Consider the following 11,801-nt stretch of genomic DNA (forward strand, 5'->3'; position numbering starts at 1 on the left):
AAGAGCGACGCCGCCATTGTGCACACATTCACCATGGACCGGCCGACCAGCGCCAAGGGCAAGTTCGCGCTCGCCCGCGTGCTGCTCGCTGAGGGCGATGCGGACAGGGCCGCGCGGCTCGTGCGCGAGGCCTGGCGCGCCGACGAATTGTCGGAGCGCAGCGAGGAGGATTCCTACGAAGCGTTCCGCGATCTCCTCACCGCGGACGATCACCGTGCCCGCATGGACAAGCGGCTCGGCGCCAAGGACTATTCGGGCGCGCGGCGTGCCGCAAAACGGCTCGGCGAGGATGCGCTCGCAATCGTCAAGGCCTGCGCCGCCGTCACCGGCAAGGCCAGCAAGGCCAAGGATTATCTCGAGGACGTCCCGGCTGACGCGCGCCGCGATCTCGGCTATGTGCTGTGCCGCGCGCAATGGCACCTCCAGAAGGACCGGATCGACGACGCGGCCGAGGTGATCCTGGCCGCCGCGCCCGACACCATGGCGGCCCAGGACACCGATGCCTGGTGGCGCGAGCGTCGCCTGCTCGCACGCAAGCTGCTCGACCAGGACAAGTTCAAAACGGCATATGATGTGGTGCGTACGGCCGCGGTGCCGGACAAGGAAGTCTACCGCGTCGACTATCATTTCATGTGCGGCTGGATCGCGCTAAGATTCCTCGACGATCCCAAGGCTGCGATGGTGCACTTCGCCGCCATCGACGAAGGCTCGGCCAATCCGATCGCGCTGTCGCGCGCCCATTACTGGCGCGGCCGTGCCGCCGAGGCGATGGGCGCGACCGCCGATGCGCGCATGAGCTATCGGGCGGCATCGCGCTATCCGACCGCCTATTACGGCCAGCTTGCGCGTGCAAAGCTCGGCCTCGACCGCATCGAGCTGCGTGCGCCCTCGCCCGTACTGGCCGCAGTCGACACGCCGCCGGCAGACGAGCGCGTGCGCGCCGCCGACATGCTCTACGGCATCGGCGAGCGCGACGTGGTGTTCTACTATGCCGAGGATTTCGCCAAGGAGAGCACCGACGTCGCGGCGCTCGAAGGACTCGGCGCACTCGCCGGCCAGCGCAAAGATGCGCGCGTGATGCTGGAGGTCGGCAAGTCGGCGCTGGCGCGCGGGCTCGCCCTCGACCATTACGCTTTTCCCACCATCGGCATCCCCGAGCACCAGCAGGTCGCACCCGCGATCGAGACCAGCGTGATCTATTCGGTGGCGCGCACCGAAAGCTCGTTCGACCAGCGCGACAAGTCACCCGCCAATGCGGTCGGGCTGATGCAGGTGACGCCTGAAGCCGGCCGCGATACCGCCAAGCGCTTCGGCCTGACTTACGATTGGGACAAGATGGTCTCCGATCCCGTCTACAACACGCAAATGGGCGCGGCCGAGCTCAGCGCGCTTCTGTCGGAATATCGCGGCAACCAGATCATGACCTTCGCCGGCTACAATGCCGGCCGCGGCCGGGTGCGCGAATGGGTGCAGGCGCGCGGCGATCCCAGGGATCCCAAGGTCGATCCGGTCGACTGGGTCGAGCGCATCCCGCTGTCGGAGACGCGCAACTATGTCCAGCGGGTGATCGAGAATGTCCTCGTCTATCGCGCAAGGTTCGAGGATAGCGGCATGATCGCGGGGAAAAGCGATCAGCGCGTGGTGACGCAAGGGGTCGGCGCAACGGCACCCGTGGCGGCCGCAGCACCCGCTCCCTAGTCGGCGCCGCCGAGGCTGGACGCGGCGCCTGCAAGGTTACGTTGCTGCGGCTACCACGCGAGTGCAGTCGCGCAGCTAGGTGTCACCTCCTTCCATCGTGATCAGATCGCGACCGTCCAAGTATGCGCCGGTCAAGGCTCTTGCGAAGGTCCAGGCGTGTATCGTCCAGCTCCAGCACGAGACGGCACTGAAAACCGCCACCATCTCGATCATGTTGCCAGCGGCGAGCTCGACGTGGGGGGCCCATCCTGTGCGCCCAGGCGTCGACCATTGCATGAACAGCGTCACGAGTTCGCCGCGCCGGTAGCAATCGTGGTCACAGTAGCGGCGCTGTGTCCGCACGTGCCGGACATAGCCGGAGCCGAGTGACCGCGAGCATGTGCTGCACGTGGCGGCGTGCGATGGAGGCTCGTGATTGACCACCACGAATTTCATGAAGCCGCCCTCACGCGATCTTCCGCGAGCGCCTCGCAGAACAGCGCGTAGCACTGATAGTCGCAGTACGGCAGACGGGTGGCGATCTCACGGAGATAGCTGCCGCCGATCGGCTCGCAGCACTGCAAGCACCAGGTCTGCCGGAACGGGGTCCGGTCGTTCACCAGCACGAACGTGAATCTCATGTGGCACCTCCCAAAGCGAAGCAGTAAACGCTGTCCAACGGAGATAGTGCGGGTGGCGGAGCGCAAAGATGGTTTCGGCCGTCGGGATTATCCCTGTTTCGCTCCACTTTTTGCGGTGGGATCAGAATGTATCTGCCGTCCTCCCTGCGCCGTGCATGGATCTGGCCATCGATGTACTTGATGTCGGTTGGATAGCAGTCAGCGCTGTTGCAGCAGCTGAGGCTCGGATTGTCGGGCATGTGCCAGCTCGAATAGAATTTTTCGTGCAGCCCCTTGTCCTGGGGTGGGTGCTGGCGATGAACGGCACCATGTCCCGTCTCCTGCGCCTGGACGGTCGCCGCGGAGCCGAGGAGAACCAACCAGCACAAGAGCTTGCATGAGCGGTTCAACACAATGGGCTCCCGGATCCGACCTACCGAACGATGTCAGCTCTCCAATTCAGCCTCATGCGGCCTTGGCCTGGAACAACCACCGGCGGTCGCGTTCGCGGCGTGTGCGGAAGCGGTCGACGCACTTCTTGGAGCAGAGCGCAGTGCGCCACGAATAGTAACGGATCAGACCAAACTTGCTGCTACACACCGCACAGCCGTTATTTGAAGCGCAGCGTTCGGACTCGGATAGGCGACGCTCAGGAAGTAGCGATGTATCGCACATTGTTGTCTCCCTCTGTTGCTTGCGCGTTTGCCAGTTCGTTCCCTTGGACCTCATACGGATCGTGAATTGCCGCGATCGCGGCTCCGTCTCGGGAATTGCAGCGGCCTGTCCTTGATCGCCGCCTGTCGATCAGGCCGCTCGGCCGCAAACATCAGACCCGGTTCCCGTACGCTTGCCGATTGGCTGGTCGACGCTCCCGATTGGTCATGAGGTTAGTTCACCGGCACGAAGCGCCCAATTGTACGGAGGTAAATGGTCGACATGACTAGGAATGGGGGAGCTATACCTAGGTTTGTCCGTAGCAGCCCGGGGCTCCCGCGCTCGCTCACGTTCAACGAGACGGCGCACGACGCTTCGATTGCACGGTCACCGTGAAAACCATGCCGGCATGGCGTGCTTGATGCGCCGCAGTGGACGGGGCCGAGCCGTCATTCGAAGGCGACGTCGTGACGTCCATCCGACTTTGGCCGGAATTGCTCCTGTGGCGTCAACGTGCTCTACTTGTCTTCACGCAGAGAGCGCCGGGAGCGTCTGCGATGAAGCCTGTCCGGGCCGTCACGTTCGGGAAGTCTGCCGCGCAATCCCTCGCCGGCCGGATCAGGCAAGCTGTTACCGCCAAGCCGCGCATTCGGCCCGATGACGCCGGTTTGCTGGAAGCGGTCAAGCAGTGGCAGCAAGTCTTCGAGCACAACCCCGTCATGTATTTCATGGTCGATCCGGCTGGAACCGTGATCAACGTGAACACGTTCGGCGCCGGGCAACTGGGCTATACGGCCGCGGAGTTGATCGGCCGATCGGTGCTCGATGTCTTTTTCGAGGAGGATCGCGACTTCGTCCGCGCGTGTGTCGCGCTGTGCCTTGAGACAGTCGATCAGTCCCACACCTGGGAGATCCGGAAGGTGCGCAAGGACGGCTCCGTGCTGTGGGTGCGCGAGAATGCCAAGACCATGCTGCGGGCCGATGGCGGGCCGATCGTGCTGGTCGCCTGCGAGAACATCACCGAGCGCAAGGAAGCGGAGAATGCGCTGCGACAGAGCGAGGCTTATCTCGCCCAGGCGCAGGAATTGAGCCACACCGGCAGTTTCGGCTGGAAGTCAGCAACCGGCGAGATCACCTGGTCCAAGGAAACCTATCGCATCTTCCAATGCGATGAGGGGACCACGCCAGAGATCCCGTTCATGCTCCAGCGGATCCATCCGGAGGACCGGCTCGCGGTGCAGAAGACCACGGGGCGGGCGGCCCGAGAGGGAAGAGATTACGACCACGAATACCGGCTCGTGATGCCCGGCGGTTCCATCAAGCACGTGAGAGCGGTCGCCCGGGCGATGCGGGATCCCAGCGGTCACGTGGAGTTCGTCGGATCAGTGACCGACATCACGGCCACCAAGCAGGCAGAGCGCAGGCTTCGTGATAGCGAGCAGCGTTTTCGCGACTATGCCGAGACCGCGTCTGACTGGTTCTGGGAGACGGGGCCAGACCACCGCGTGACCCAGATATCCGAACATTCCGATACCGTCACCGCGCCGGCCGGCCTGATCGGACTGACGCGTTGGGACATCGCTCCGGACTCAGATCTAGAACCCGAAAAATGGCGACAACATCGGGCAGCGCTCGACGCCCATGTTCCGTTCCGCGACCTAGTGTATCGCAGCAAAGACCGCAACCGGCAGACGATCTACGTTCGGACCAGCGGCAAGCCGTTCTTCGACGCCGACGGCGTTTTTCTGGGCTATCGTGGCGTTTGCACCGACGTAACTGCGGCTATCCGGGCCGATCAGGCCGAAGACGCGCTGCGCAAGGCCCAAGCCGAGCTCGCCCATGTGACGCGGGTCACGACACTGGGCGAGCTGACGGCTTCCATCGCCCACGAAATCAACCAGCCCCTCGCCGCCGTCATCGCAAATGCCGACGCCTGCATCGCCTGGCTCCAGCGCAACCCGCCCGATCTCAACGCGGCCCGCCGCTCCGTGGAGTGGATCATCGAGGATGGCAAGCGTGCCAGTGACGTGATCCGTCACGTTCGGGCACTCGCCAAGCGGTCCGACATCGAGATGGTTCCGCTCGACCCCAACATGGTCGTGCGCGAGGCCGTCGCGCTCGTTCAACGCGAGATGGCCAGCCACGCCGTGTCGGTACGGATGGAGCTGTGGTCGGCACTGCCCAGGGTCTTTGGCGATCGAATCCAATTGCAACAGGTCCTGATCAACCTGATCATGAATGGGATAGAGGCGATGGAAGGCGTCCGTGATCGTCCGCGCGAGCTTGCGATCCGTTCAGCAGCGGGCGACGATGGCGCGGTGCTGGTGAGCGTTTCCGACTGCGGCGTCGGCATCAGTGAACAGGCGAGAGAGCGCTTGTTCATGCCCTTCTTTACCACGAAGGCTTCCGGCATGGGCATGGGGCTGTCGATCTGCCGCTCCATCATCGAGGCCCATGGCGGACGACTTTCCGCCGCACCGAACCAGCACCACGGCGCAACTTTCCAAATCACCCTGCCCCTCCATCGAGAGGAAACATCGTGACCGAGCGTGCGCCTTCGCCGCAGCAGGAGGAAAGCGAACAGCCAATCGTCTTCATCGTCGACGACGACGCGTCCATGCGCCGTGCGCTCGCCAATCTGTTCGAGTCGGTCGGCCTCAAGGTCGAAGCATTCGGCTCGGCACAGCAACTGCTCCAGGCCAAGCCGCCGGAAGTCCCCAGTTGCCTCGTGCTCGACATCCGCCTGCCCGGCGCGAGCGGCCTCGACCTGCAGACCGACCTCGCCAAGGCAAATATCCACACGCCGATCATCTTCATTACCGGTCATGGCGATATTCCCATGACCGTTCGGGCCATGAAAAGCGGCGCGATCGACTTCCTGACAAAGCCGGTTCGCGACCAGGACATCCTGGACGCAGTCCAGGCTGCGATCGAGCGGGACCGCGAGCGCCGCGACCTCAACAGGACGGTCTCGACCGTCAAATCACGCTTCGACACCCTGTCCTCGCGGGAGCGAGACGTATTGTCATTGGTGACGTCCGGCCTGATGAACAAGCAAGTGGCCGCCAAGCTCGGATTGGCGGAAATCACCGTCAAAATCTATCGCGGCCAGATCATGCGGAAAATGGGCGCGAAGTCGCTGGCCGATCTGGTGAGAATGAGTGAGGCGCTCGGGATTCGGCCCAGCAAGTCCGACGTACAAACCTAAGTATGAGTTTCCAATGATGACTGGCAGGTCCACCTTGCGTGTTTAGGTGTGGCCGTCGCGACGGCAAGCTCAATCCGGGGCGAGGAGCGGACGTCTTGTCAGCGGCTTCGGTCATTTCGGTACTTGACGACGACCCTTTCGTGCGGGCCGCGGTCAACAACCTCTTGGAATCGCGCGGATACACCGTCCACACATTCGCCTCCGCCGAGGAGTTCTTGAGGTCGACCGATTCGAACAACACCTCGTGCGTGATCGCCGACGTCCAGATGCCGTTGATGACCGGAATCGATCTGCTGACGCAGATGCGCGCGCACGGTTCAGCTACGCCGTTCATCTTCATCACAGCTTTCCCGGAGGAGAGCGTGCGTGTGCGTGCACTCAAAGCCGGGGCGATCTGTTTCCTCGGTAAGCCGTTCGCCACCTCGGATCTGATGCAATGCCTGGACCAGGCGCTGGCAGCAGGTGACGAAGCCATGGAGTGATTGCGACGGTCGGGCAACCGCGACGGTGACAACGGCCAAAATCAATCCCGCTTCTCGCGATGCCTCCCACGAGACGGCCGCACGCGCTGTCCGCCTCAATCCACCTTGATGTTCGCCGCCTTGATCATCGGCCACCATTTTGCGATCTCGGCCTTCTGCCGGGTGCCGAGCGCTTCGGGTGTAAGCTGGTCCTTCGGTGTCATCTCCAGCCCCTGGTTTTCGAGTTGCTTCTTCACCGCAGGATCGTTCAGCGCCTCCACCGCCGCAGCATTGAGCTTGGCAACGATCTCCTTCGGCGTGCCCTTCGGCACCCATAGGCCCGACCACAGCGTCATGTTGAAGCCCTTCAGGCCTGCCTCCTCGGCGGTCGGGATCTCCGGTGCCGAGGACAGGCGCTTGCTATCGGTGATGGCGTAAGCGCGGATGGTGCTGGCACGGACCTGGCCGATGGAGTTGGAGGTCTGGTCGACGATGATGTCGATCTGACCGGCGATGAGATCGTTCAGCGCGGGCGCGGTGCCGCGATACGGCACGTATTGCAGCTTGATGCCGGAGACGCTTTCGAAATAGACGCCGGCGATGTGGCTGCCGGAGCCCGCGCCGGCAGTGCCCGCTGTCGGCGGTGAGGTGCGCGACTTCAGCCATTCCAGAAGTTCTTTCAACGAGGTCGCCGGCACCGCGTTCTTGCTGACGATGATCATCGGGTTGCTCGGCAGCAGCACCACCGGCTCGAGATCGGCGACGAGGTCGTATTTGAGCTTGTAGACGGCACCATTGGCGACGTGGGTGCCGAGATGGCCGAAGGAGATGGTGTAGCCGTCCGGCGGCGATTGCACGGCGCGGCCGACGCCGATCGAGCCGCCCGCGCCGGTGACGTTCTCGACCACGACGGCCTGACCAAGCGAGGTGCGCATCCGCTCGGCGAGCACACGCGCCATCGCATCCGACGGGCCGCCGGCCGAGAAAGGCACGATGATGGTGATGGGATGGGAGGGATAATCATCGGCGCGCGCGGCGCCTGAAACAGCGAGAATAGCAAACAGCGCAGCCCAGACGGCCTTCGTCATTGTCTTCTCCCCAGCGATGTCGATATTATTTTTGCTCTTCCCGTGTACGGGAAGAGGGATCATTCGTGGCGCATTGCCGCGCTAGAACTGCGAATAATCGATCGGCTTGTGGCGGTCGAGCGTGCGGGTGACCGGTGGCAGCGGATACTTCAAGCCGGTGGCGCAGTTGAACAGCATGACGCGGTCACCCTTCGAGACGCGACCGTCGGCGAGGCTGTCCTTGTAGGCGGCATAGGTGGCGGCGCCTTCGGGGCACAGCAACAGCCCCTCCTCGCGTGCAACCTCGTTGAGCGCCGACGAGATCTTGTCGTCGTCGACCGCGATGGCAAATCCCTTGCTCTCGCGCACCGCGCGCAGGATCAAGAAATCGCCGATCGCCTGCGGCACGCGGATGCCCGACGCGATGGTGTGGGCGTCCTCCCAGCGCGTCGCGTGCTCGGTGCTGGCGTCATAGGCCCGCACCATCGGCGCGCAACCGGAGGCCTGCACCGCGACCATGCGCGGGCGCTTGCTTCCGATGAAGCCGATCTTCTCGAGCTCGTCGAAAGCCTTCCACATGCCGATCAGGCCGGTGCCGCCGCCGGTCGGATAGAAGATCACGTCGGGCACGTCCCAGCCGAGCTGTTCGGCGAGCTCGAGGCCCATCGTCTTCTTGCCCTCGATGCGGTACGGCTCCTTCAAGGTCGAGGTGTCGAACCAGCCGACTTTCGCCTTGCCCTCCCCGACGATCTTGCCGCAATCGTCGATATAGCCGTTGACGCGGTAGACGGTCGCGCCCTGGAGCTCGATCTCGCTGACGTTCACCTCGGGCGTATCGGCCGGGCAGAAGATCGTGGTCTTGATGCCGCAGGAGGTCGCGTAGGCGGCAAGCGCCGCGCCGGCATTGCCATTGGTCGGCATCGCCATGTGCTTGATGCCGAGCGCCTTGCCCATCGACACCGCCATCACCAGGCCGCGCGCCTTGAACGAGCCGGTCGGCAGCCGTCCCTCGTCCTTGACGATGATCTCGCCGCCACCGAGCTTGGTGCCGAGCTTCGGTAGCCGGATCAGCGGCGTCGTGACTTCGCCAAGCGAGACGATGTCCTTGCATTTGCGCACCGGCAGCAGCTCGCGGTAGCGCCACATGTCGCCGGGACGCTGGCTAAGCGCGTCCTTGGTCAGCGCCTTCTTCACACCGGCGAGGTCGTAGCGAACGAGAAGCGGCTTGCCGGCCTTGGAGAGGTTATGGACCTGATCGGCCGCGTAATGATCGCCCTCCATCGCGCATTCGAGATGGGTGACGAAAGTCGGACGTTCGATGGTGAGGTTGTCGTTGTCGTGCATGGGTTCTTCCCTATTCTTGTTCTGGTAGTTCGTTATCAGACCCGTCCCCCTGAGGCGCCGGAGCGAAGCGGAGGCCTCGAAGGGCGACAGGCCCGGCTGCTGCAGCTCGGCCGTCCATCCTTCGAGGCTCGCTGCGCGAGCACCTCAGGATGACGGGTCCCGCAGCCCGCCGGCGCGTCCGTCAAATGTTCAACACCCTTCCATAAGCATCCAGCACGGCTTCCTTCATCATCTCCGACAGCGTCGGATGCGGGAACACCGTGTGCATCAGCTCTTCTTCCGTGGTCTCCAGATTCATGGCGACGACATAGCCCTGGATCAGCTCGGTGACCTCAGCACCGACCATGTGGGCGCCGAGCAGCTGGCCGGTCTTCTTGTCGAAGATCACCTTGACCAGGCCCTGGTCCTCGCCGAGCGCGATCGCCTTGCCGTTGCCGACGAAGGGGAAGCGGCCGACGCGGATCTCGCGGCCGTTCTCCTTGGCCTTGGCTTCGGTGAGGCCGACCGAGGCGACCTGCGGATGGCAATAAGTGCAGCCCGGGATCATGTTCTTGTCCATGGGGTGCGGATGCAGGCCCTTGATCGCCTCGACGCAGATCACGCCTTCATGCTCGGCCTTGTGGGCGAGCATCGGAGGACCGGCGACGTCGCCGATGGCGTAGATGCCGGGAACGTTGGTCTTGCCGTAGCCATCGATCACGATGCAGCCGCGGTCGGTTTTGACCCCGAGCTTTTCGAGGCCGAGATTCTCGATGTTGCCGACGACGCCGACCGCCGAGATCACGCGCTCGAACTCGGTGGTGACCGGCTTGCCCTTGCCGTCGTCGATGGTGGCAATGACGCTGTCGGCCTTCTTCTCCAGCTTCGTGACCTTGGTCGAGGACATGATCTTGATGCCCAGCTTCTCCAGGCGCTTGCGCGCAAGGCCCGCGATCTCGGCGTCCTCGACGGGCAGGATCTGCGGCAGCACCTCGACCACGGTGACGTCAGAGCCCATAGTGTGGAAGAAGGAGGCGAACTCGATGCCGATCGCGCCGGAGCCGACCACAAGCAGCGACTTCGGCATCCGCTCCGGCACCATCGCCTCGAAATAGGTCCAGACAAGCTTCTTGTCAGGCTCGAGCCCCGGCAGCACGCGCGGCCGTGCGCCGGTCGCGACAATGATGTGCTTGGCCTGGTAAGTCCCCTCGCCCAGCGTGCCCTTCGGCGCTTCGACGTCGGACTTCTTCACGGTGACCTTGCCGGGCGCGTCGATCGAGGCCGCGCCCCAGATCACGCTGACCTTGTTCTTCTTCATCAGGAAGCCGACGCCGTCGTTGAGGCGCTTGGAGACCCCGCGCGAACGCTGCACCACCGCCTTCGGGTCGAACGAGACCTTCTCCGCCGACAGGCCGTAATCCTTGGCGTGCTGCATGTAATGGTAGATCTCGGCCGAGCGCAGTAGCGCCTTGGTCGGGATGCAGCCCCAATTCAGGCAGATGCCGCCGAGATAGGATTTTTCGACGATCGCGACCTTGAAGCCGAGCTGGGCGGCGCGGATCGCGGTGACATAGCCGCCGGGACCGGAGCCAATGATGATGACGTCGAAGGATGTATCGGCCATGGCGGCTCCCGTTCAACTCAAGAGGCGCCGCGAGCGCGGCGCTTGACCAGAAAAGACCTCACCAGCCACTCGAGCACCACCGCCAGGACTATGACGGCCAGCGCGGTGAGCACGATGGGCTGAGCGATGTTCCGTGCCAGTTGCTCGCCGGCAAAGAACGCAGAATGAAGAAAATCGAACCCAATCGGGTTGAGCGCGACGACGGCGCCGAGCAGCAACGATATCCATGGCCAGCGGGTATGGACATGCAAGGTTGCCCCCTCTGCCGCCGCCTCAGACCATCATCATGACGGGGTTTTCGATCAGCTGCTTGAAGGCGCCGATCAGCTCGGCGCCGAGCGCGCCGTCGATGGCGCGGTGATCGCAGGACAAGGTCACGCTCATCATGTTCGCGATCTCGATCTTGCCGCCGCGCACCACAGGCCGCTCCTCGCTGGTGCCGACCGCGAGGATGGTCGCATGCGGCGGGTTGATCACGGCGGTGAAGTGGCTGATGCCGAACATGCCGAGGTTGGAGACAGCCGTCGTGCCGCCCTGGTACTCTTCGGGCTTCAATTTGCGGGAACGGGCGCGCGCGGCAAAATCCTTCATCTCGTTGGAGATGGTGGAGAGCGTCTTGGTCTCGGCCTTGCGGATGATCGGCGTGATCAGGCCGCCGGGCATCGCCACGGCGACGCCGACGTCGGAATGGTGATGCTTGACCATGCCGCTCTCGGTCCAGCTGACGTTGCAGTTCGGAATCCTCTGCAGCGCCACCGCCATCGCCTTGATGACGAAGTCGTTGACCGAGATCTTGTAGAGCGGCTTCTTCTCCTTGTCCTTGGGAGCAGCCGCATTGATCTCCTCGCGGGCCGCGAGCAGCTTGCCTATGTCGCAGTCGATGGTGAGGTAGAAGTGCGGGACGTTCTGGATCGACGCGGTCAGACGCTGCGCGATGGTGCGGCGCATGCCGTCATGCGGGACGATGTCGTAGGAGCCCGGCTCGAACAGCGACAGGATCTGCTTGTCCGACATGGTCGGTGCGATCGAAGGCGCACCTGACGGCGCCGCAGCGGGAGCCTTGAGGCCCTTGCCCGACTTGGCCTGCTCGACGTCGCGCGCGACCACGCGGCCGTGCGGACCGGTGCCTGTCACCATCTACACGTCGATGCCGGCATCCTTGGCCAG

The 11,801-nt window shown here is 63.7% G+C and carries 11 protein-coding genes and 1 pseudogene; 5 read left to right on the forward strand and 7 right to left on the reverse strand.

Going from position 1 to position 11,801, the window contains the following annotated elements:
- The coding region (locus tag MOV74_RS18550; RefSeq protein ID WP_246925334.1) for a lytic transglycosylase domain-containing protein at positions 1-1,698 on the forward strand (1,698 nt) is incomplete at its 5' end.
- Positions 1,699-1,773: 75 nt separating this feature from the next.
- Here the strand turns inward: MOV74_RS18550 and MOV74_RS18555 are convergent.
- The gene (locus MOV74_RS18555; RefSeq protein WP_246925338.1) at positions 1,774-2,133 is read right to left on the reverse strand and encodes a hypothetical protein; all 360 of its coding nucleotides are present in this window, start codon (positions 2,131-2,133) and stop codon (positions 1,774-1,776) included.
- Positions 2,130-2,318: a hypothetical protein gene (locus MOV74_RS18560; RefSeq protein WP_246925341.1), complete on the reverse strand. Its 189-nt coding sequence runs from the start codon at positions 2,316-2,318 to the stop codon at positions 2,130-2,132. The genes MOV74_RS18555 and MOV74_RS18560 overlap by 4 nt, the downstream gene beginning before the upstream one ends.
- A gap of 155 nt (positions 2,319-2,473) precedes the next feature.
- On the opposite strand from MOV74_RS18560, the gene MOV74_RS18565 reads away from it, so the two are divergent.
- From MOV74_RS18565 to MOV74_RS18580, 4 genes are all read left to right on the forward strand, one after another.
- Positions 2,474-2,698: a hypothetical protein gene (locus tag MOV74_RS18565; protein ID WP_246925343.1), complete on the forward strand. Its 225-nt coding sequence runs from the start codon at positions 2,474-2,476 to the stop codon at positions 2,696-2,698.
- A gap of 810 nt (positions 2,699-3,508) precedes the next feature.
- Positions 3,509-5,494: a PAS domain S-box protein gene (locus MOV74_RS18570; protein WP_246925345.1), complete on the forward strand. Its 1,986-nt coding sequence runs from the start codon at positions 3,509-3,511 to the stop codon at positions 5,492-5,494.
- A complete protein-coding gene (locus tag MOV74_RS18575; protein WP_404979154.1) occupies positions 5,491-6,159 on the forward strand; it encodes a response regulator transcription factor in 669 nt (222 codons plus the stop codon). Before MOV74_RS18570 ends, MOV74_RS18575 begins: the two co-directional genes overlap by 4 nt.
- 95 nt (positions 6,160-6,254) lie before the next feature.
- Positions 6,255-6,641, forward strand: coding sequence for a response regulator transcription factor (locus tag MOV74_RS18580; protein ID WP_246925347.1), 387 nt, complete (start codon positions 6,255-6,257; stop codon positions 6,639-6,641).
- A gap of 95 nt (positions 6,642-6,736) precedes the next feature.
- Here MOV74_RS18580 and MOV74_RS18585 read toward each other — a convergent pair whose 3' ends face one another.
- The 5 genes and pseudogenes from MOV74_RS18585 to MOV74_RS18605 form a co-directional block, all read right to left on the reverse strand.
- On the reverse strand, positions 6,737-7,708 hold the full coding sequence (locus tag MOV74_RS18585; protein ID WP_246925349.1) for a tripartite tricarboxylate transporter substrate binding protein BugD: 972 nt from the start codon (positions 7,706-7,708) through the stop codon (positions 6,737-6,739).
- An 81-nt stretch (positions 7,709-7,789) separates the two neighbouring features.
- A complete protein-coding gene (locus tag MOV74_RS18590; RefSeq protein ID WP_246925351.1) occupies positions 7,790-9,031 on the reverse strand; it encodes a threonine synthase in 1,242 nt (413 codons plus the stop codon).
- Between the two features lie 181 nt (positions 9,032-9,212).
- Positions 9,213-10,634: a dihydrolipoyl dehydrogenase gene (gene lpdA / locus MOV74_RS18595; RefSeq protein WP_246925353.1), complete on the reverse strand. Its 1,422-nt coding sequence runs from the start codon at positions 10,632-10,634 to the stop codon at positions 9,213-9,215.
- Between the two features lie 17 nt (positions 10,635-10,651).
- Positions 10,652-10,858, reverse strand: a complete 207-nt coding sequence (locus MOV74_RS18600) for a hypothetical protein (RefSeq protein ID WP_246925358.1) — start codon at positions 10,856-10,858, stop codon at positions 10,652-10,654.
- Positions 10,859-10,907: 49 nt separating this feature from the next.
- Positions 10,908-11,801, reverse strand: a pseudogene (locus tag MOV74_RS18605) (2-oxo acid dehydrogenase subunit E2); the annotation flags it as partial.

Origin of the sequence: Bradyrhizobium sp. SHOUNA76, assembly GCF_023006445.1 — a bacterium.
In the GTDB taxonomy this organism is placed as follows: Bacteria; Pseudomonadota; Alphaproteobacteria; order Rhizobiales; family Xanthobacteraceae; genus Bradyrhizobium.